Source organism: Curtobacterium sp. NPDC098951, assembly GCF_044759965.1.
GTDB lineage: Bacteria > Actinomycetota > Actinomycetes > Actinomycetales > Microbacteriaceae > Curtobacterium.
The window spans coordinates 581,344-602,394 of the sequence record NZ_JBIWAG010000002.1 but is presented as its reverse complement, the minus strand read 5'-3'; the positions used below and the strand labels follow the sequence as shown (position 1 = coordinate 602,394).

At 73.3% G+C, this 21,051-nt stretch carries 19 protein-coding genes; 12 read left to right on the top strand and 7 right to left on the bottom strand.

Going from position 1 to position 21,051, the window contains the following annotated elements; genetic code table 11:
* Window positions 1–75: 75 nt before the first annotated feature.
* Window positions 76–1,209, bottom strand: coding sequence for an alpha/beta hydrolase (locus ACIQUC_RS07495; protein ID WP_402265045.1), 1,134 nt, complete (start codon window positions 1,207–1,209; stop codon window positions 76–78).
* Window positions 1,210–1,426: 217 nt separating this feature from the next.
* Between ACIQUC_RS07495 and ACIQUC_RS07490 the strand changes: the two genes are divergently transcribed.
* Together ACIQUC_RS07490 and ACIQUC_RS07485 are read left to right on the top strand one after the other, a co-directional pair.
* Window positions 1,427–2,281: a PPK2 family polyphosphate kinase gene (locus ACIQUC_RS07490; RefSeq protein ID WP_402265042.1), complete on the top strand. Its 855-nt coding sequence runs from the start codon at window positions 1,427–1,429 to the stop codon at window positions 2,279–2,281.
* A 269-nt stretch (window positions 2,282–2,550) separates the two neighbouring features.
* Complete coding sequence (locus ACIQUC_RS07485; RefSeq protein WP_402265039.1) at window positions 2,551–4,752, top strand: DEAD/DEAH box helicase; 2,202 nt, start codon at window positions 2,551–2,553, stop codon at window positions 4,750–4,752.
* A 65-nt stretch (window positions 4,753–4,817) separates the two neighbouring features.
* Here ACIQUC_RS07485 and ACIQUC_RS07480 read toward each other — a convergent pair whose 3' ends face one another.
* Window positions 4,818–5,327, bottom strand: a complete 510-nt coding sequence (locus ACIQUC_RS07480; RefSeq protein ID WP_402265036.1) for a DUF664 domain-containing protein — start codon at window positions 5,325–5,327, stop codon at window positions 4,818–4,820.
* Between the two features lie 36 nt (window positions 5,328–5,363).
* Complete coding sequence (locus tag ACIQUC_RS07475; protein ID WP_402265033.1) at window positions 5,364–5,930, bottom strand: MarR family winged helix-turn-helix transcriptional regulator; 567 nt, start codon at window positions 5,928–5,930, stop codon at window positions 5,364–5,366.
* Between the two features lie 232 nt (window positions 5,931–6,162).
* Between ACIQUC_RS07475 and ACIQUC_RS07470 the strand changes: the two genes are divergently transcribed.
* The 4 genes from ACIQUC_RS07470 (at window position 6,163) to ACIQUC_RS07455 (ending at window position 12,258) form a co-directional block, all read left to right on the top strand.
* Window positions 6,163–6,762 (top strand): hypothetical protein, encoded by a 600-nt coding sequence (locus tag ACIQUC_RS07470; RefSeq protein WP_022905694.1) that lies wholly within the window; start codon window positions 6,163–6,165, stop codon window positions 6,760–6,762.
* Window positions 6,763–6,882: 120 nt separating this feature from the next.
* A complete protein-coding gene (locus tag ACIQUC_RS07465) occupies window positions 6,883–8,058 on the top strand; it encodes a S24/S26 family peptidase (protein ID WP_402265030.1) in 1,176 nt (391 codons plus the stop codon).
* A gap of 61 nt (window positions 8,059–8,119) precedes the next feature.
* A complete protein-coding gene (locus ACIQUC_RS07460) occupies window positions 8,120–9,283 on the top strand; it encodes an exonuclease SbcCD subunit D (RefSeq protein ID WP_402265027.1) in 1,164 nt (387 codons plus the stop codon).
* Entirely contained in the window at window positions 9,283–12,258 is a 2,976-nt protein-coding gene (locus ACIQUC_RS07455) for an AAA family ATPase (RefSeq protein ID WP_402265025.1), read from the top strand. Before ACIQUC_RS07460 ends, ACIQUC_RS07455 begins: the two co-directional genes overlap by 1 nt.
* 34 nt (window positions 12,259–12,292) lie before the next feature.
* Here ACIQUC_RS07455 and ACIQUC_RS07450 read toward each other — a convergent pair whose 3' ends face one another.
* Window positions 12,293–12,469: a hypothetical protein gene (locus ACIQUC_RS07450; protein WP_022905690.1), complete on the bottom strand. Its 177-nt coding sequence runs from the start codon at window positions 12,467–12,469 to the stop codon at window positions 12,293–12,295.
* The gene (locus ACIQUC_RS07445) at window positions 12,466–13,179 is read right to left on the bottom strand and encodes a class E sortase (protein ID WP_402265022.1); all 714 of its coding nucleotides are present in this window, start codon (window positions 13,177–13,179) and stop codon (window positions 12,466–12,468) included. The genes ACIQUC_RS07450 and ACIQUC_RS07445 overlap by 4 nt, the downstream gene beginning before the upstream one ends.
* A gap of 186 nt (window positions 13,180–13,365) precedes the next feature.
* On the opposite strand from ACIQUC_RS07445, the gene ACIQUC_RS07440 reads away from it, so the two are divergent.
* Window positions 13,366–13,803 carry a GNAT family acetyltransferase gene (locus ACIQUC_RS07440; protein ID WP_402265019.1) on the top strand — a complete coding sequence of 146 codons (438 nt, stop codon included), beginning with the start codon at window positions 13,366–13,368 and terminating at the stop codon, window positions 13,801–13,803.
* 205 nt (window positions 13,804–14,008) lie between these two features.
* Here ACIQUC_RS07440 and ACIQUC_RS07435 read toward each other — a convergent pair whose 3' ends face one another.
* On the bottom strand, window positions 14,009–14,950 hold the full coding sequence (locus ACIQUC_RS07435) for an EamA family transporter (RefSeq protein WP_402265016.1): 942 nt from the start codon (window positions 14,948–14,950) through the stop codon (window positions 14,009–14,011).
* Between the two features lie 36 nt (window positions 14,951–14,986).
* On the opposite strand from ACIQUC_RS07435, the gene ACIQUC_RS07430 reads away from it, so the two are divergent.
* From ACIQUC_RS07430 to ACIQUC_RS07410, 5 genes are all read left to right on the top strand, one after another.
* Window positions 14,987–16,123, top strand: a complete 1,137-nt coding sequence (locus tag ACIQUC_RS07430) for a lysostaphin resistance A-like protein (RefSeq protein WP_402265014.1) — start codon at window positions 14,987–14,989, stop codon at window positions 16,121–16,123.
* Between the two features lie 9 nt (window positions 16,124–16,132).
* Window positions 16,133–17,980, top strand: coding sequence for a DNA helicase RecQ (recQ, locus tag ACIQUC_RS07425; RefSeq protein WP_402265011.1), 1,848 nt, complete (start codon window positions 16,133–16,135; stop codon window positions 17,978–17,980).
* A gap of 79 nt (window positions 17,981–18,059) precedes the next feature.
* On the top strand, window positions 18,060–18,800 hold the full coding sequence (locus ACIQUC_RS07420) for a 1-acyl-sn-glycerol-3-phosphate acyltransferase (protein ID WP_022905684.1): 741 nt from the start codon (window positions 18,060–18,062) through the stop codon (window positions 18,798–18,800).
* A 467-nt stretch (window positions 18,801–19,267) separates the two neighbouring features.
* A complete protein-coding gene (locus tag ACIQUC_RS07415) occupies window positions 19,268–19,909 on the top strand; it encodes a M23 family metallopeptidase (RefSeq protein ID WP_402265008.1) in 642 nt (213 codons plus the stop codon).
* A 66-nt stretch (window positions 19,910–19,975) separates the two neighbouring features.
* Window positions 19,976–20,818: an NAD(P)-dependent oxidoreductase gene (locus ACIQUC_RS07410; protein ID WP_402265005.1), complete on the top strand. Its 843-nt coding sequence runs from the start codon at window positions 19,976–19,978 to the stop codon at window positions 20,816–20,818.
* Here ACIQUC_RS07410 and ACIQUC_RS07405 read toward each other — a convergent pair.
* Window positions 20,815–21,051, bottom strand: a complete 237-nt coding sequence (locus tag ACIQUC_RS07405; protein ID WP_402265002.1) for a hypothetical protein — start codon at window positions 21,049–21,051, stop codon at window positions 20,815–20,817. The two genes, ACIQUC_RS07410 and ACIQUC_RS07405, sit on opposite strands and share 4 nt — an antisense overlap.

Sequence of the window (21,051 nt, the reverse complement as noted above, 5' to 3'; positions counted from 1 at the left end):
GGAACGTCCGCCGAGCCGAGACTCGGGGGCGCGTGCGTGCACGCGTGCGTGCGTGTCCGCGTCCGCGTCCGCGTCTCAGCCCAGGCGCGCGTGCAGGAAGGCGACGACGCGTTTGCTCATCGCCTCGTCGAGCTGCGCGATCGAGTGCGCCGACCCCTCCACCGCGACGAACGTCACCGGGACGTCGTGCCGACGGAGGGTCGCGGCGAACTCCTGCGACTCCCACAGCGGGATGAACTCGTCGGTCGAGTGGCCGATGAAGAACGGCGCCGTGTCCGAGGTGACGTGGTACTCCGGCGACGCCCGGGTCGCCGCGGGGCAGTCCGTGTAGGTCCGGCAGCCGAGGTACAGCAGCTGCTTCCGCTGGAACGACGCCGAGACGCCGTCCGCCTCGGTCGAGCGGGACGTCAGGTTCGTGGGGCCGCTCAGGTCGACGACGGCACGGATCCGGTCGCCCTGCGCGTACGCCGTGGAGTCGTGGTCCGTCACCGCCAGCATCGCCGCGAGGTTCCCACCCGCGCTGCCCCCGAACACCCCGACCCGCTTCCGGTCGACGTCGTACGTGGACAGCGTCGACGGCCGGAACACCCAGTCGAGCGCCCGTCGGACGTCGTCGAGCCCGGCCGGGAACGGGTCTGTCGGGGCGAGCCGGTAGTCCACGTTGAAGGTGACGAAGCCCTCGGATGCCAGGTACTCGCAGACGGACCGGTAGGCGGCGGTCGCCTTGTCGCCGTGCGACCAGCTCCCACCGTGGATCATCAGGACGGCGGGCCGCGTGCCCCCGGCCGCCTGCTCGGCGACCCCGGCCACCGAATCGATCGCGACGGTGCCTCCGGCGGCCGCATCGCCCGTGCCGGTGCCTCCGGCGGCCGCATCGCCCGCGACGGCGTCTCCGGCCCGCAGGCCGACCGCGTCCGCATCCGGGTCTGCCGAGGCCGACGCCGACGCGGCCGGGGTCGGCGTCGTCGTGGTGTCCGGCGCGCTGTCCGCCGGCAGGCACACGTCGAGCCGTTGCAACGGGTCCGATCCGTACGGCACGTCCGCGACGACGTCGATGCCGTGGTACCGGAGCGACAGCGGGTAGATGACGGGTCCGGCGGTCACCGTCCGGTTGTCGTCCCCGACCGGGTCCGTGCTGCACGACGCGACCGCGCCGAGCGCCACGACCGCGGCGACGAGCGCGAGCAGCGTGCGACGGCCTGACCTCATCAGGTCAACGGTAACCCGGCCGCCACGGGCCGTCGTCCACCCACGGGGGGACTCCGCACCACACGCGCCCCCGCCCCACCGACACCCCGCCCCGATGGCCCCGCCCCACCGACGCCCCCGCCCCCGACGACCCCGCATCACCGACGACCCCGCCCCGGCCACGCCGGACGAACCCGCCCGTCGGTGCCAGGATGGGGTCGACCCCGCAGGAGGACCCGTGAGTCGTCGCAAGGCCTGGAACGCCGACCCCGAACCGCTGCTCCGCGTCGAGGACGGGTTCCGCCTCGACCGGGTGGACCCGGAAGCCACCCCGGGGTTCCCCGGCCGGAAGATCGACGGCCTCGAGGCACTCGCCGCCGGCGCCTCCCGCCTGTCCGCACTGCAGGAGCGCCTCTGGGCCGCGTCCACCGCGGGCGACCAGCGCCGCGTGCTCCTCGTGCTCCAGGCCATGGACACCGCGGGCAAGGGCGGCATCGTCTCGCACGTCGTCGGCGCGGTGGACCCGAACGGCGTGCACTACGCCGGGTTCAAGGCGCCCACCGCCGAGGAGCGCGACCACGACTTCCTCTGGCGCATCGAACGACAGCTCCCGGGTGCCGGCCAGCTCGGGGTCTTCGACCGGTCCCACTACGAGGACGTCCTCATCCAGAAGGTCCGGGCGTTCGCTCCGCCCGAGGAGATCGAGCGCCGGTACGGGGCCATCGTCGACTTCGAGGACGAGCTCGCCGCGTCCGGCACGAGCCTCGTCAAGGTCATGCTCCACATCTCGAAGGACGAGCAGCGCGAGCGCCTCGGTGAGCGGCTCGACCGCCCCGACAAGCACTGGAAGTTCAACCCGGGCGACATCGACGAGCGACTCCTGTGGGACGACTACCAGGCCGCCTACCAGACGGTGTTCGAGCGCACCTCGACCGCGACGAACCCCTGGTACGTCGTCCCCGCGAACCGCAAGTGGTACGCGCGGCTCGCCGTGCAGCAGCTCCTGCTCCGCACGCTCGAGGACATGCAGCTCACCTGGCCCGCAGCGGACTTCGACGTGGCCGAGCAGCGGCAGCGGCTCGCCGAGTCCTGACCCGGGGTCCGTCCAGGAGGCACGCATCGCCCCCGCCCCGCGGCCCCGGCCCGGCGGTGGGCTGGCCAGCGACGCGTCCATCGCGTAGACTCACTCGGTCGGCCTTCGACACCGTGACATTGTGATCACGGAGTGTTCTTCTGGGTGTGTGTTGCTCGAGGGCTGGATTCACGTCGATCCGCGACGGGAAGAACCCCCTCTCCGCACGCAAGCCCCCGCCGATGTCGCTGCCGGGCGCTGCGGTACGTTGCGCACCCGAGGAAGTAGTCATGGCCCCGTACAACAAGGGCGGCGCGGACAACCGCGCCTCCGACCGTGTCCGTCACCCGAACGGCACCCCTGCCGCTCGCAGCAGCAAGCACCGCGGGTTCCGCGCCGCCGACCCGTCGGCTCCGCGGCAGAAGCAGCGCTGGGACGCCGAAGAGCGTCGCGGCCGTGCGGCACAGGGCGAGCGCCCGAGCCGGCCGAACTGGGAGCCGCGCGACGGTGGCCAGGGCCGCCCGCAGCGCGACGACCGCGGTGGCCGTCGCTTCGACCGCGACGACCGTGCCCCGCGTCGGTTCGACCGTGACGACCGTGCTCCGCGCCGCGACCAGGACGACCGTCCGCGTCGTTCGTTCGACCGCGACGACCGCGCTCCCCGTCGCTTCGACCGCGACGAGCGCGCACCTCGTCGCGACGACGACCGTGCCCCGCGTCGTTCGTTCGACCGCGACGACCGTGCCCCGCGCCGGTTCGACCGTGACGACCGTGCCCCGCGTCGCTTCGACCGCGATGACCGCGCCCCCCGTCGCGACGACGACCGAGCGCCTCGTCGGTTCGACCGTGACGACCGTGCTCCGCGCCGCGACCAGGACGACCGTCCGCGTCGTTCGTTCGACCGCGACGACCGCGCCCCGCGTCGGTTCGATCGTGACGACCGCGCACCTCGTCGCGACGACGACCGTGCCCCGCGTCGTTCGTTCGACCGCGACGACCGTGCCCCGCGTCGGTTCGACCGTGACGACCGGGCTCCCCGTCGCGACGACGACCGCGCCCCGCGTCGGTTCGACCGTGACGACCGCGCCCCGCGTCGGTTCGACCGTGACGACCGTGCCCCGCGTCGGTTCGACCATGACGACCGTGCCCCGCGTCGGTTCGACCGTGACGACCGCGCACCCCGTCGCGACGACGACCGTCCGCGTCGTTCGTTCGACCGCGACGACAGCGCCCGTGGGCACTTCGTCCCCGCGGACGACGTCAAGCTCGAGAAGCTCCAGGCCGAGGCCACCGTCGCGGCCGACGTCGAGGGCGTGACCTTCGGCGACCTCGGCATCGGCGGCAACATCACCCGTGCCCTGGCCGAGCTCGGCGCCTCCAGCCCGTTCCCGATCCAGGCGGCGACCATCCCCGACGTGATCGCCGGCAAGGACGTCCTCGGCCGAGGCCGCACCGGCTCCGGCAAGACGATCGCGTTCGGTGCACCCCTCGTCGAGAAGCTCATGGAGCACGGCGGCGGCACGAAGCGGAAGATGGGTCGCGCTCCGCGTGCGCTCATCCTCGCGCCGACCCGCGAGCTCGCGCTGCAGATCGACCGCACCGTGCAGCCGATCGCCCGCTCGGTCGGCCTCTTCACGACGCAGATCTACGGCGGCGTGCCGTACGGCCGTCAGGAGGGCGCCCTCGAGCGCGGCGTCGACATCATCGTCGGCACCCCCGGCCGCGTCCAGGACCTCATGAACAAGGGGAAGCTCGACCTCAGCGAGGTCGTCATCTCCGTGCTCGACGAGGCCGACCACATGTGCGACCTCGGCTTCCTCGAGCCGGTGCAGGAGATCCTCTCCGCCACCGCCGAGGTCACGCCCCAGGGCAACCGTGCGCAGAAGCTCCTGTTCAGTGCGACGCTCGACGCCCAGGTCGCGTCGCTCGTCGCCCAGTTCCTGCACGAGCCGAGCGTCCACGAGGTCGCCGGTGAGGACCAGGCCTCGTCGACGATCGACCACCGCGTGCTCGTGGTCGAGCAGCGCCAGAAGGACCAGCTGCTCGAGGAGCTCGTCGCGGGTGACGGCAAGACCATCGTCTTCGCCCGGACCCGTGCCTACGCCGAGCGGCTCGCCGACCAGTTCGAGGACGCCGGCATCCGCGCGACCTCGCTCCACGGCGACCTGAACCAGTCGCGGCGCCAGCGCAACCTGCAGCTGCTGACGAGCGGTCGCGTGAACGTCCTCGTCGCGACCGACGTCGCGGCCCGTGGCATCCACGTGGACGACGTCTCGCTGGTCGTGCAGGCCGACGCCCCGGACGACTACAAGGCGTACATGCACCGCTCGGGCCGCACGGGTCGTGCCGGCAAGGAGGGCACCGTCGTCACGATCGTCCCGCGCAGCCGTCGTCGCAAGATCGAGGGCATCCTCGAGCACGCGGAGATCGAGGCGGACCTCGTCGACGCCGCACCCGGTGACGGGATCGTCGCGGAGCTCGCCGCGCGGTAGTCGCGAGCGGACGCACGACGGGAGGCACGGTGCCGGCTGGCACCGTGCCTCCCGTCGTGACCGCGTCAGCGGTTGAAGAAGAGCAACCCGCGCACGTACCCGGCCTGTCCGGCGTGCTGCGTGCAGTCGTCGAGGATGCTGACGAGTCGCGCGCCCCGCGTGACCGGCGGGTCCCACGCGTCGTCGACCACCGGGTCGAAGTCGTCCGGGTCGAGCGTGCGGACGTAGGCGACCGTGCGCTCGTGCACCGCGCGGAGGTAGCCGACCAGCAGGTCCGCCGAGGCGCGGACGCGTCCGACGTCGTCGCGCGACATGCCGTAGCCGAGCGCCTCGGCGGGGAAGGGCAGGCCGAAGCGGTCCACCCAGCCGTCCGCGGTCCACACCTGCTCGGTGCCCGCGAGGTCCGCGACCTGGGCGTCCTGCCCGCGCGCGATGTGCCACGCGAGCCAGGCGAGGGTGTTCGCGCCCGCCGCCGGACGAGCGGCCAACTGGTCCTCCGACAGGCCGCCGACGGCCCGCTCGACGGTCGCCGGCACGCGCGAGAACGCTTCGATGAGGAGTTCTGAGGGGGTCATGCCGGCCACGCTACGCGCGGCGACCGACCCCGTTCGTCACGGGGTGATGCCGGCGACGGTCGCCGCCACCGACACGCTCCGCGAGTGGTGTTCGAGCGCCGTGCCGAGCCGGTCGAAGGCGTCGGCGAGCCGCCGACGGTCGCCGGGGGCGATGACGTCGCGGAAGGCGGCCGTGTAGACGCTGCCGATCTCGCTGGCGACCTCGGAGCCGGAGGCGGTGAGGTGCACGAGGATGCTGCGCCGGTCGGCGGGGTTCGGCCGACGCTCGATGTGCCCGCGCTGCTCGAGCCGGTCGATCAGGCTCGTCATGGCGCCCGTGGAGAGCTCGAGGTACTCGCCGGCCTGCTTGGGGGTGACGCCCTCGCCGTCGGCCGAGGCGAGGAAGAACACGAACCGGGAATCCGTCGCGTTCAGGCCGTGGGTGGCGCTCTCGTGGTGCAGGACCCGTGCGTGCTGGGTCTGCAGCATCCGGAACGCGGTCATGAGCGCCGCGAGGTCCCCGCGCGGGTCGCCCTCGGGGACGCCGATCGTCGGCGACACGGGTGCAGGGGGGAGCTGCGCGGTGTGCGGGCGCTGCGCGAGCGCGGGGACGGTGTCCGTCATCGGGCGGCTCTTCTCGGGTGGTGATCGTCGTGGCGATCGGTGGGACGACTGGGGTACGACGCCGTGATGCTCATTGAACAAGTATCTCAGTGATTGAACTACCCCCAACTGTGGGGGTGTAGCTTCCATTGTGAGTCACACGGCGACCAAGTAGCTTGATCGTCGTACGAACCACCGTGCCGGAGCGACCAACCACCGCGGACCCGGCACACCATGGATCAGGAGCTCCGTCATGTCCCGTGTCACCCCTCGCGCCGCTCGTCTCGCCGCCTGGATCGCCGTCCCCGCCGCTCTCGTGGCCTCGGGTGTCGTCGTCTCGACCGCGTCCTACTCGGCGTTCTCCGCCACCACGGTCAACCCCACCAGCAACTGGAGCGCCGGCACCGTCGCCCTCACCGACGACGACAACAACACCGCGCTCTTCACCGCGACCGGCCTGAAGCCCGGTTCGACGGGGACGAACTGCATCACGGTCACCTCCACGGGCACGCTGCCCTCGACGGTGAAGCTGTACGGCACGAACCCGGCGACGACCAACGCCCTCGCGACGAACATCAACCTCACCGTCGAGCAGGGCACGGGCGGCGGCTTCGGCTCCTGCACGGGCTTCACCCCCGCGTCGACCAGCGGCACGCTCTACAGCGGCACCGTCGGGGGCTTCGGCTCGGCCTCGACGAACTTCGCCTCGGGCGTCGGCACCTGGGCGCCGACCGGCAGCGGCTCGGAGTCGCGCGTCTTCCGCTTCACCTACACCGTGTCGAGCACCGCGCCGAACACCGTGCAGGGCGGCACCGCGGCCCTCGGCTTCACCTGGGAGGCCCAGAACAGCTGAGCGGGCCGAGCGGGAGCAGCGTGAGCGCTCCCATCCCCGCCCAGCGTGACGGCCGGGACCGGGCCCGATGCGGCCCCGTCCGTCACCGCCCGATCAACGCGCCCCCGGTCGAAGGCAGTCATGGTCAGCATCGAAGTGCACGGTGGACCCACACCGCACGACGCGCTCCGCGACGCCGTGGACTGGGGGCGCGTCGTCGTCGCCACGATCGCCCGCGGCGTCGTCGCGACGGTGCTCGGGCTCGCGCTCTGGGCCGCCGCGCCAGCCGTCATCGGCTGGCAGCCGACGACCGTCGTGACCGGCTCGATGGAACCGCGGCTCGTCCCCGGGGACGTCGTGGTCTCCCGCCCCGTGGCGCCCGCCGAGCTCCGGGCGGGCAGGGTCCTGCTCGCCGACGACCCCGACCAGCCCGGCCACCTGCGCATGCACCGCTACGTCGACGACGGCCCGGACGGCACGATCGTCACCAAGGGCGACGCCAACCCGCAGCAGGACTCGACACCCGTCGAGCGGTCGGCGGTGCACGGGGTCGCCTTCCTGCGGGTCCCCGTCGTCGGCACCCCGATCCTCTGGCTCCGCGAGGGCGCGTGGGGCAGGGTCGGGATCCTCTCGATCGGCCTCGTCGCGCTGCTCGCGCTCTGCACCGTCGACGGATCGCTGCGCCGCCTGGTCGACACCGACCCCGCGGACGGTCCGTCCGACGACGACCCGCCCACGGGACCGGACGACGCCGACGGCACCGCCACCGGCCCGCGGACCGGCAGGGACGACGGCCAGGAGGCGCGGCGCACCCCCGCCAGACACCGTGCGCCCGACCCGTCCACCGTCGCATCGCGCCGCACCGTCCGTCGGACCGCCCGTCGCATGCGTCGGACCCGCCGGCTCGGCGGCGCAGCAGCCGTGCTCGTCCTCGCCGGCGGTGCCGGGGTGCTGCTGCCCGCGGAGGCCGTCGCGGGACCGTGGACGCGGACCACCGCCACGGCGTCCTCGTTCGGTGCCCTGACGGTGCCGCAGGCCACCGGCCTCGGCTGCACCGCCAACGGCGACGGAACGGTGAACATCGGCTTCACCTACCCGGGGCCCGCGGCGACCTCGTTCTCGGTGCTCAGCGGGACGACCGTCCTCGCCACCGGGACGACCTCACCCGTGCGGGTCACCGGCTCCGGTCTCCTCAACCTGGGACAGGTGTACACCGTCGTCGTGCGCGTGGACTTCCTCGGCAACTGGACGTCGACGAGCACCTCGACCGCCAGGATCCAGACCGCCCTCGTCGGCACGAGCCTCAGCTGCGCCTGAGTTCTCCACAGGCCGCCGCGAGGCACCCGGCGATGTCCCCGGCCGGCGCTACCGTGACCGCATGCGCATCCTGCACACCGGCGACTGGCACCTCGGCCGCACACTGCTGGGTGCCGACCTGCTCGCGCACCAGTCGGCCTTCCTCGACTGGCTCGTCGAACAGGTGCGCGCCCGCGCGGTCGACCTCGTCGTCGTCGCCGGGGACGTCTACGACCGTGCCGTCCCGCCGGTCGACGCCGTCCGGATGCTGTCACGGGTGCTCGAACGGCTGGCCGAGACCACCACGGTCGTGGTCACGCCGGGCAACCACGACTCCGCCGCCCGGCTCGGCTTCGGCGCCGGTGTGATGGACGCGCGGGTCCGGATCCTCGCCGAACCCGCCGGCATCGCCACGCCCGTCCTCGTCGACGACGCTCACGGTCCCGTCGCCGTCTACGGCATCCCCTACCTGCACCCCGACCTGACGCGGTACGCCCTCGCCGCGGTCCCCGACGAACCGCTCGCCCGCTCCCACCAGGCCGTGGTCGGTGCCGCGATGGACCGTGTCCGTGCCGACCTCGCCGGACGCCCGGGCACGCGCAGCGTCGTCGTCGCACACGCGTTCGTCGGTGGGACCGAACCGAGCGACAGCGAGCAGGACATCCGCGTCGGCGGTGTCGACCGGGTGGCGCGCTCCGTGTTCGACGGCATCGACTACGTCGCGCTCGGGCACCTGCACGGTCCGCAGCGGGTCGGTGACGACGACCGCCTCCGCTACGCCGGCTCGCCCCTCGCGTTCTCGTTCGGTGAGCGGCACCAGCGGAAGTCCGTCACCGTGGTCGACCTCGACGACGCGGGCCGGGTGACGGCCGAGCTCGTGCCGACGCCGGTGCCGCGCCGCCTGGTCGACGTCCGCGCCACGATCGACGAGATCGAGTCCGGGGCGCACCAGGCCGCCACGGACGCCTGGGTCCGGGTCGCCGTCACGGACACCGTGCACCCCGAGCGCATGTACGCGCGGGTGAAGGACCGCTTCCCGTTCGCACTCGCCGTCACGCACGAACCCACCGACCGCGGTGAGCGCGCCGCCGCACGCGCGGTCACGGCGACCTCCGACCCGGTCGAGGTCGCGGCGGACTTCGTGTCGTTCGCGACCGGCACCACCCCCGACGACGCCGACCGTGCGATCCTCACCGAGGCGTACGAGGCCGCCGCCGCGGCACTCCAGCGCGAGGGGGACCGCTGATGTACCTGCACCGACTCGACCTCCGCGCGATCGGTCCCTACCCGGACCTCGTGTCGATCGACTTCGCGGCGCTCGCCGCCTCGGGGGTGTTCCTGCTCGAGGGGCCGACCGGGTCCGGCAAGTCGACGATCATCGACGCCGTGGTGTTCGCCCTGTACGGCGGACTCGCCGGTGCCGAGGCGAGCGACGACCGGTTGCACAGCCAGCACGCCGACCCCGCGGTCGAGCCGTTCGTCGAGCTCGTGTTCGAGACCGGTGCCGGGGTGTACCGCCTCCGACGCACACCGCAGTACCACCGCCCGAAGCAGCGGGGGACGGGCACCGTCAAGCAGCAGGCGTCCGCGCAGCTGTTCCGGCTCGCCGGTCCCGGTGACGCGATCGGTGAGCCGATGTCCTCGCGCATCCCCGAGATCGCGATCGAGGTCGCGCGGATCGTCGGACTCGACAAGGCCCAGTTCCTGCAGACCGTCGTCCTGCCGCAGGGCGAGTTCGCCCGGTTCCTGCGGTCGCCCGGCGAAGAGCGCCGGAAGCTGCTGCAGTCGCTGTTCGGCACCGAGGTCTACGACCGGACGGCCGACGAGCTCGCTGCCCGACGCCGCGCCGTCCTCGCCGAGGTCGAGGGTGCCGACGCCGCCGTCCGCGACGCGCTCGCCCGGTTCGCCCAGGCGGCGGGCGCCGACGACCCGGACGAGGCCGCCGTGCCCGAGACCGTCGCCGCGCTCCGTGCCACGGCCGACGCCGCCGAGTCCGAGCGCGCCGACGCGACGCGTGCCGCTGCGGCGGCGGCCGCGCACGAGCAGTCGGTCACGGCCCGCGTTGCCGCGGCCGAGCGACGGACCGCCCTGCTCGCGCGCCGTGCCGAACTCGACGCGGGTGCCGACGCCGTCGCGGACGCCCGGGCCCGTGTGGCGTCCAGCGAACGTGCCGGCCGGGTCGCGGTCGTCGCCGACGGCCTCGACGCCGCTCGGGCGCGGGCGGACCGTGCCCGCGCGTCGACGGACGCCCTCCGTTCCCAGCACGGTCTGACCGCCGACCACGACGCACTCACACGACGGCGGACCGCCGTGACGGACTGTCTCGCCGCGGTCCGGCACCGCGTCGACCTCGAAGCCGCCGTCCCGGGCCGGCGTCGCTCGATCGCGGACGCCGTCGCCCGCGGGGCCCTCCTGGCCGAGCGGCTCGTCGAACTCGACGCCACGCTCGACGCTCGCCCAGCCGAGCGCGCCCGGATCGTCGAGGACGCCCGAGCCGCTGCCGCCCTGGCCGCCGGGTCCGAGGCGGCGCGGCTCGAGGTGGACCGCGTCCGCGTGCTCCGGGCCGAACTCGTCGCACGGGCCGGGTCCGAGCGACGGGTGCACGGCGCCGAACAGGCCGTCGCCGCGGCGCGCACCACCGCCCACGAACTCGTCCGGGCCGAGCAGCACCTGCGGGAGCGCCGCATCGCCGGTCTCGCGGGGGAACTCGGTGCCGCGCTCCAGCCGGGTGACCCGTGTCCCGTCTGCGGCGCGACCGAACACCCCGTCGTCGCCACCCCACAGGACGACCACCCCACCGCCGACGCGATCGAGGCCGCCGCCGAGCGTGCCCGTCGGGCGGAGCGGTCGCTCGCCGACGCAGCGACGACCCTCGCGCTCGAGCGGGCCGAGCTCGATCGGCTCACCGATGCCCTCGGCGACACCGACGACGAGACCGTCGACGCCCTCGCCGCGGCGGCCGACGCTGCCGTGGCCGCTGCGCACGCCGCCGCCGTCCGCGTGCGCGAGCTCGAACAGCAGCGCGCGACGCACGACGACACCACACGCAGCCTCGAACGGCAGCGGAACGACGTCGACGCCGAACGGGCCGTGCTCGCCGCCGCGGTGACGTCCGACACCGAACGCCTCGACCAGGACACTGCCGCGGTGGCGCTCGCCGTCGATCGGGTCACCGAGCACCTCGGCGCCGCTCCGGAGACGCTCGGCCGCGGGGTCGAGGCCCTCGACGCGTTCGTCAGGCGTCTGGACGCGGTGATCGAGGCCGACGTCCGGGCGGCCTCGGCGGCGGCCGACGTCGACGAACGTGCGGCCGAGATCGACCGGGTGCTCAGCGCCCAGGGATTCGACGACGTCGCCTCCGCCCGTGCCGACGTGCTCGACCAGGCAACGGCCGGGGCGCTCCGAGCCGAGGTCGCCCGCGCCGACCAGGCCCGTGCGGTCGTCGACGCCGGGCTCGCCGAACCGGCCGTGGTCGCCGCGGCGGACGACGACCCGCAGACGCTCGACCTCGACGGCGCCCGGGCGGCGCGGGACGCCACCGCAGCCGCGGCCGAGGCCGCCGTCCGCGCGGCCACCTCGGCGCTCGACCGTGCGGTCGCCTCCGAGCGGTGCGCGGTGGATCTGGCGACGGCGGTGCGTGCGCGCGACGACACCTCGGCGCGCAGCCGGGCCGTCGTGCGACTCGCGGACGTCGCTGCCGGTGTCGCCTCGGCCAACCCCACCGGGATCACCCTCGGCACCTACGTGCTCATGCGCCGGTTCGAGGACGTCGTCGCGGCGGCGAACGACCGGCTGCGGGCGATGCTCGCGGGTCGCTTCACGCTCGAGACCTCCGACGAGCGGGAGTCCGGTTCACGGTCGCGACGGACGGGGCTCGCACTCGCGGTGCACGACCAGACCACCGACACGGTCCGCGATCCCCGCAGCCTGTCGGGCGGCGAGACCTTCACGGTGTCGCTGTGCCTCGCGCTGGGGCTCGCCGACGTCGTCCAGGCCGAGGCGGGCGGGGTGTCGCTCGGCACGCTGTTCGTCGACGAGGGCTTCGGCACGCTCGACCCCGAGACCCTCGACGACGTGATCGGGCAGCTGTCGCGCCTGACGGCGGGCGGACGCCAGGTGGGGATCGTCAGTCACGTCGAGGAACTGAAGCAGCGGATCCCGGAGCGGATCGCGGTGCGGCGCACGGCCGACGGCGGCTCGCGGGTGACCACCACCGTCTGACGCGCGACGCCGACGGGTCGCCCGCCGACCTGGGTCAGGGCGACGGTGAGACGTCCACCGTGCCGTCCGGCGGGGGCAGGATGTCCGCCGCGACCCACGGGAAGACGTAGGTGAAGAGCACCCACACGATCGCCGCGAGGAGCACGAGCAACTCGATCACCTTGAGCGCCGTGGGACCGGGCAGGATGCGCCAGACGAACGGGAAGATCACTGCACGGTCTCCGAGAGTTCCTTCGGGGTGCCCTCCGACGCGGGCATCCAGTAGTCGAGCTTGGCGTGGGTGACGTACCGTTCCTTGGCCGACCACATCGGGTGGCACGCGGTCAGGGTCAGCCACCGGTCGTCGGCGGTCGGTTCGACGCCGGGCTTGTTCGGCACCGGGGCGATGGTCTCGACGTGGTCGGGCGTGACGATCTGCGAGTCGGTGACCTTGTAGACGTACCAGACGTCGAACTTCGTCTTCGCGTCGGTGACCCGCACCACGATGTCGTCGCCGGTCTTGAGCTCGGCGATCTGGTTGAGGGGCTTGCCGTAGGTGACCCGGTGTCCGGCAACGGCGAAGTTGCCCTCGGCGCCCGGCATGGCGGTGTCCACGTAGTGACCGAGGCCGATGGTGTTGAGGACCTTCTCGCGGTCGGTACCCTCGCCGATCGGTCGCTCGTAGTCCTTGCCGAACCGGGGGATCTGCATGGTCCCGAAGACGTCGGAGACGGCCGGCGGTTCCGCGAGCACGGGTGCCGGCCCGCGGTGCTCGGTCCCGGTGCCGGCGGTGTCGCGCTGCCCGAGGCCGTCGACGAGCTTGGTCTGCTCGTTCACGGCGACGACGTCGGTCCACCACGCCGTCCACACCACGTACAGCCCGGTCCCCACGCCGGCGATGATGAGCAGCTCCGCGATGAGCGAGACGATCGCGCCACCCACGGTCTGACGCCGCCGCGGAGCCCGACGCGCAGCACCCACGGCACCGTCGCGGCGGTCTCGGCGCGACGAGAGTGTCTCGTGTGCGGTCACGGGGCTCCTGATCCGGATGGGGTGGTCGGACAGGTCTATCAGATCACGGCGACGAACCGGAGACGAGGTTGTCCACAGCACCGTTACGGTGCAGTGATGCAGCACGTCCTCCGACCGTTCGCCCCTGCCGACACCGACGCCGTCGTCGCCCTGTGGGAGGAGTGCGGGCTGGTCCGTCCCTGGAACGACCCCCGACGCGACATCGCGCGCAAGCTGACCGTGCAGCCCGAGCTGTTCCTGGTGGCCGAGGACGTCGACGATCCGGCACGCCCGGTGGTCGGGGCCGGCATGGCGGGGTTCGACGGGCACCGGGGCTGGGTGAACTACCTCGCGGTGCGGCCCGACGTGCAGGGCACGGGCCTCGGACGGACGTTCATGGCCGAGTTCGAGCGACTGCTGACGGACCTCGGCTGCCCGAAGCTCAGCCTGCAGGTCCGCGCCGGCAACGAGCGGGTGATCGGCTTCTACGAGTCGCTCGGGTACGCCGACGACCACGCGGTCTCGCTCGGCAAGCGGCTCATCCCCGACGACTGACCCGCAATGGGCGCCGCCCGGCCCGGACGACTCCACGCGCTGAGCGACACCTCACGCGCTCGATCGCCCGTGAACTGTCGCACAGCGCGAAACGTCCCGCGCCGCGCGCGCCGCCGCAGCAGCCAGCGGCGCCGCAGCAGCCAGCGCCGCCGCAGCAGCCAGCGCCGCCGCAGCCCGCGCCGCCGCAGCCCGCGCACGCGCCCCGCTACGCGAGCGCCAGGCCCACCGACGCCCCGAACGCGAGCACGATCCCGGTCCACTGCACGGCCGTCAGCCGTTCCCGCAGCACGACCCCGGCGAGCACGACCGTCCCGATCGGGTAGAGCGCGTTGAGCACGCTGACCACGGGGAGCGTCGCCGGGTCGTCGCTCGAGTGCAGTCCCGCCTGGATGAACACGTTCGCCGCCGCGTCCAGGACGCCGCAGACGACCACCGTCCACACCAGGCGGGCCGGCCAGCGTCCGCCGACCCGGATGCGGCCAGACGCGGCAGACCCCGCGACGTCGGCCGACGTCCCGGGGTCTGCCGCGCCTCCAGGACCCCGCACCGGGGCCGCCCGCCGGGCGACGACGACCGCCGCCGTCCCGAGCAGCACCGCCTGCAGGGCCCGCGCGACGACCAGCGGCACGACCCCGGAGTCCGACGGCGTCATGTCGTACGCGAGCACGATCCCGCCGAACCCGCACCCCGCGACCGCCGCCGTCACGAGTCCCACCGTGGTCACCCGCGCTCCCGACGTGTCGCGCACCGCGGCCACCAGCACCACCGCGACGACGGCGACGACCAGGGCGACGACCGCGAGGCCCGACAACGCCGTCCCGCGCAGCACCGCCACCACGACCGGCACGACGGCGGCGAACACGGCGGTCAGCGGGGAGAGCACGCTCATCGGGCCGATCGCCAGCGCGCGGTAGAGCAGGAGGACGCCGACGCCACCGGAGATGCCCGCGGCCGCACCCCACAGGACCGTCTCGGTCGCGAACACGCCCCCGACGAGCAGGAGCCCGGCCAGGAGCGGCAGGACACCGACCGCGGCGGCGACCGCGGCGACGGTCACCGCGCGGACCCGCCGGGACGCGAGGCCGCCCAGGAAGTCGGCGAACCCGTAGACGAGGGCGCCGGAGAGGCCGAGGACGACGGTGAGCACGGGTCCCATCCTGCCCGGCCCGGTACCCTGCGTGACGTGAGCGTTCCCTACCACCGCCTGCCCCGCGTCGACGCACGCTGGAGGTGGTGGCGCCCACTGGTGGCCATCGCGTTCCTGGCGGGCTGGTACGTCGCCTCGCAGGTCCTGATCACCATCGCCTACTTCGTGCCGATCGCGGCGACGAAGGGCGAATCGGGCCTGACCGGGCTGCTCGACACCCTGCAGGACGGCGCGCTCGACCCCACCGACCCGGTGGTGCTCTCGCTGACCCTGGTCTCGCTCGTGGTCCTCTTGCCGGGGATCCTGCTCGCGGTGAAGATCGCGCGCATCGGGCCGGCGGGCATCCTCACGTCCACGCGCTTCCGGGTGCGGTGGGGCTGGACCGCGTGGTGCATGCTCCCGACACTCGTGATCGCGGTCGCGATGTTCATCGCGCAGACCGGGCTGTTCTCGGCCGACGGCATGTTCACCACCGACGGCGGGCTCGGGTGGAACCACGCCGTGATCGGCCAGTCGACCGTGTCCCTCGGCACGCTGACCCTCACGATCGTGCTCGTCCTCGTGCTCGTCCCCTTCCAGGGCGCGGCAGAGGAGTACATCTTCCGTGGCTTCCTCATGCAGACCATCGGCTCGTGGATCCCGGCGCGCATCGGCACGGTGCTCGCGGTGGCGGTCTCGACGGTCGTCTTCGCGCTGCTGCACATCCCGAACGGCTACAACGTCTGGGGCATCCTCGACGTCGGCTCGTTCGGGCTCGTCGCCGCGATCATCGTGCTGCGCACCGGCGGGCTCGAGGCCACCGTCCTGCAGCACGCCTTCAACAACATCATGATCTTCGTGCTGCAGGCACCGGGCTGGTCGCGGATCGACCTCGCGTCGCAGGACGCGAACGGCACGGTCGGTGGCTGGCTCGTGACGCTCGGGACCTCGCTCGCCTACTGGGGCATGATCGAGCTCCTCGCGTGGTGGCGGAAGCTCGACCGGCGGTTCGCCGGGGCGCCCGCGCCCCGCTTCCGCGGTCCGGTGCCGGTCTGGGCCGGTGGCGCGCGCTGGTTCCGTCCAGGAGGCGCGGGCTGGGCGGACGCGCCGGCCGGGCCGGACGAGGTGGCCGGGTCCGGCGAGGAGTCGGCGGAGCCTGTGGACAGTGCGGTGGGTGTCTCCGGTCGCCCGTAGGCTCGTCGCATGAGCACCACGCCCGCGCCCGCTGCCGCGTCCGCGTCGCGTGCCGCCGCGCTCGACGTGCTGCACCGGGTGTGGGGGTACGACGACTTCCGGGGCGAACAGGCGTCGATCATCGACCAGGTCGTCTCCGGCGGCGACGCGCTCGTCCTCATGCCGACCGGCGGCGGCAAGTCCCTCTGCTACCAGGTCCCCGCGCTCGTGCGGGACGGCGTCGGTGTCGTCGTCTCGCCGCTCATCGCGCTCATGCAGGACCAGGTCGACGCCCTCGCGGCGAACGGTGTCCAGGCCGCGTTCCTCAACTCGACGCAGGGACCGGACGAGCGAGCCCGGGTCGAGCGGGCCGTCGTCTCGGGCGAGGTCGACATGCTCTACCTCGCGCCGGAGCGACTCCGGCTCGAGTCCACCCGGGCGCTGCTCGACCGCGCCCGCATCGCCCTCTTCGCGATCGACGAGGCGCACTGCGTCGCCCAGTGGGGCCACGACTTCCGGCCCGACTACCTCGAGCTCAGCGTCCTGCACGAACGCTGGCCGACCGTCCCGCGAATCGCCCTCACCGCGACCGCGACCCCGCAGACCCACCGCGAGATCTCCGCGCGGCTCGGCCTCGACGACGCCGCGCACTTCGTCGCCGACTTCGACCGGCCGAACATCCAGTACCGCATCGAACCGAAGACCGGGGCCCTCCAGCAGCTCCTCACCTTCATCCGCACCGAGCACAGCGGTGACGCCGGCATCGTGTACTGCCTGTCCCGCAACTCGGTCGAGCGCACGGCCGCCGCGCTGTCCGAGCAGGGGATCCCGGCGCTGCCGTACCACGCCGGACTCGACGCCAAGGTGCGTGAACGGAACCAGTCCGCCTTCCTGCGCGAGGACGGCATCGTCATGGTCGCCACCATCGCGTTCGGCATGGGCATCGACAAGCCGGACGTCCGGTTCGTGGCGCACCTCGACCTGCCGAAGTCGGTCGAGGGGTACTACCAGGAGACCGGTCGCGCCGGGCGTGACGGGCTCCCCTCGACCGCCTGGCTCGCCTACGGCCTGAACGACGTCGTCCAGCAGCGGCGGATGATCGACCAGTCCGAGGGCGACGCCGCGCACCGTCGGCAGCTCAGCGCGCACCTCGACGCCATGCTCGCCCTGTGCGAGACCATCGAGTGCCGACGCGTCCGGTTGCTCGCGTACTTCGGGCAGGAGTCCACCGCGTGCGGCAACTGCGACACGTGCATCGCCCCGCCCGAGTCGTGGGACGGCACCGTGCCGGCGCAGAAGTTCCTGTCCACCGTGGTCCGGCTCGACCGTGAACGCGGGCAGCGCTACGGCGTCTCGCACCTCGTCGACATCCTCGTCGGCAAGCAGTCGCCGCGCGTGCAGGAACTGCGGCACGAGTCCCTCGCCACCTTCGGCATCGGCAGCGACCTCGGCGAGGCCGAGTGGCGGACGGTCGCACGACAGCTCCTCGCGCAGGGGTACGCGGCGGTGTCCGGCGACGGGTTCGGCACGGTCGTCCTGAGCCCGACGAGCGCCGACGTCCTCGCCGGCCGCGTCGAGGTCCGGATGCGGCATGACCCCGTCAAGGCCCCGCGGGCGTCCCGGAACCGTCGAACCGTCGTGACCGACATGCCGCAGGAGGCCCTCGGCCTGTTCGAGGAGCTGCGTGCCTGGCGTGCTGCGCAGGCGCGTGAACAGGGCGTGCCGGCGTACGTGGTGTTCAACGACGCGACGCTGCGGGGGATCGCGGCCGTGAAGCCGGCCGACGAAGACCAGCTGTCCGAGATCTCCGGCGTGGGCGGCGCGAAGCTCGAGCGGTACGGCCGCGCGGTGCTCGACGTGGTCGCCCGAGCGGAGTAGCGGCGACACATTCCGAGGTGGGCATGTGATCGGGGTTGCGATCACTACACTCGGAGACTCCCGTCACGAGGAGGTACGTGTGTCCGGTTCGTCGAAGTACACGACGCTGAGCCGTGCCTTCGTGGCACCGCTCGCGCGCCTGGTGTGGCGACCGCGGGTCATCGGCCGGAAGAACGTGCCGAAGCACGGTCCGGTGATCCTCGCGAGCAACCACCGCTCCTTCATCGACTCGCCGACCATCGGGCTGCTGGCCCCGCGCAAGGTGTTCTTCCTCGCGAAGAAGGAGTACTTCACGGGCACGGGCTTCCGCGGTGCGGTGTCCCGCGGGTTCTTCGAGGGCATCGGTGCGATCGGCGTGGAGCGCGGTGCGGGTTCGGCTGCGCAGCACGCCCTCGACCTCGGGCTCGAGCGACTCGAGGCGGGCGAGGCCTTCGCGATCTACCCCGAGGGCACCCGATCGCTCGACGGCCGGCTGTACCGCGGGCGCACCGGTGTGGCGTGGCTGGCGTTGACGAGCGGTGCTCCCGTCGTCCCCGTCGCCCTCACCGGCACCCAGGACGTCCAGCCCGTCGGGTCCCGCGTCCCGAAGCTCGCCAGGGTCACGATCGAGTTCGGCGCCCCGATCGACCTCTCCGGGTTCGGCGATGCATCGTCCGGCCGTGCGCGTCGGCACGCGACCGACGCGGTGATGGCGGCGATCCAGGAGCTCAGCGGCCAGGAGCCCGCGAACGCCTACAACAACCCGCCTGCGACGATCGTCGAACGGGTCCGGCAGGTCCTTCGTCGTGACGACCCGACGGACTCGGTCGAACCGGACTGAGTCCCAACACCTAGGACATGGTGTTGCACATCTGAAATACCGGTGGTTCAATGGAGGGGTGCCAGGGGCACGCTCCGACCGCATCCCGACCGAGAACGGGGTGCCCGACCACCTGATCGGCAGGCCAGCAGCATGTCCTCCACCCCGCTCGTCCACTCCGTTGCCTGCGCCTGCGCCTGCGCCTGCGCCTGTGCCCGCGCCGACGCCGTCCACGTCTGACCGCGCCCGTGTCGATGCCGTCGTCCACGACGTCCCACCCGTTGCCGCTGCGCCCGCGCGGTGCCGCTCGCCGCGCGTCGCTCGCCCCCGTGACCGTTCGTCCGGCCACGCACCCGACCACCGGGGCGGCGGTGCACCGTCCTGCCGCCCCGGTCTCCACCCGTGTTCGCCGGTCCGGTCGCCGGTCGACGCACCGAGCGCGGCCCGTCACCCGTTCGATCGCGCTGCCGTCGCGTCCTCGACGTGCCGTGCCCCTCACCGCGATCGCCGTCGCGACCTGCCTGGTCGTCACCGTCGCGACGCCGCAGACCGCCGTGGCCAGCGCTGCTACCGGCGTGACGTCGTCCGCCGCCGTGCTCGACGCACAGGAGTACACGACCTCGGCGACCGAGGCCGTCCGCGCCGAGCGGGACGGGTTCGCGATCGGGCGGGTGCCGGAATGGGCTCCGGCGTCGGGCTCGGCGTCCGGTCGGCCGGCCGGCACCGCGGTGGCACGGCCCGTCGTCGGGACGATCCCGGTGGCGGGCGGCTTCGGCACCCGGTCGGTCAGTGGGTGCGGGGCCTGCTCGACGAACCACCGCGGGCTCGACTTCGCGGCGCGCGAAGGGACCGCGGTCGTCGCGGCGATGCCCGGCCGCGTGGTCGCCGCCGGGCCCCTCGGCGGGTACGGCAACCAGGTCCTGCTGCAGCACCCGGACGGATCCGAGACCCGGTACGGGCACCTGTCGCAGATCGGTGTCCGGGTCGGGCAGAATGTCACGGCGGGCGAGCGCATCGGCGCCGTCGGGAACACCGGCGTCTCGACCGGGGCGCACCTGCACTTCGAGGTCCTCCGCGGCGGGGTGGCGATCGACCCGGCGGTGTGGCTGGGGGATCGCGGACTGCTCTGACCTGCGGCGCGTAGCGTCGGACCCGCTGCCGCACGGTGCGGCGCAGGGACGGAGACGCGCGTGCGGGTGAGTGTGCTGGGGACCGGGGCGATGGGTGCCGGGGTGGCGGGGTCGCTGCTCCGCGAGGGCCACGTGGTGACCGTGTGGAACCGGAGTGCCGACAAGGCCGCTCCGCTGGGGGACCGGGGTGCAACCGTCGCGGACGACCCGGGTGCTGCCGTGGCCGAAGCGGAGGTCGTGCTCCTCACGCTCTTCGACACCGACGCGGTGGTGGACGTCCTCGAGGCAGCCGCGGGCGAGGCGCCGACCGACGCCGTGTGGGTGCAGTGCTCCACGATCGGGGTCGCCGGCACCGAGACCGTCGTCCAGCTCGCCGGCAAGTACGGGATCACCCTCGTCGAGGCCATGATGCTCGGCACGAAGGCGCCAGCGGAGCAGGGCACCCTGACGATGCTCGCCGCCGGACCCGCCGACGTGCTCGAGCGCATCGACCCGGTCCTCGACGCCATCGGTGCGAAGACCGTCCGCGCCGGCGACCACGTCGGGGCGGGGACGGCGCTCAAGCTCGCGGCGAACGCCTGGATCGCGTCGATCACGGCGGCCACGGGGCAGTCCCTCGCGCTCGCCCGGTCGCTCGGCCTGGACCCGGCGCTCTTCCTCGAGGCGATCGACGGCAGCGCCAGCGACTCCGCCTACGCCCACACGAAGGGGAAGTCGATCATCGACGGGTCGTTCCCGGCGCAGTTCGCCCTCGACGGCCTGCGGAAGGACATCGGGCTCATCACCGACGCCGCACGTGCCACGGGGGTGTCGACGGTCGTGCTGGACGCTCTCGGACGGGTCTACGCGGATGCCAGTGCCGCGGGCCACGGCGGGGACGACATCGCGGCGGTCGGCACGGCCTTCTAGCGGCGTCCGTCGCGACCGAGGAGCCGTCGGAGCGCGTTCGTCACGCGCCCGACGGCCTCGTCGTTCATGGTGTTCGCGAGGTCGAACGCCTCACGCGCGGGGTCGGCCCCGGCCCGGATCCGACGGAGTGCCGCGTCCGCCCGGGCTCGGGCGTCGAGCTCGGCGAGGGGCATGTCGTCCTCGGGGTCGTGCGGCGCGGGCACCGCAGTGCCACCGGTGCCCGTGTCTGCCAT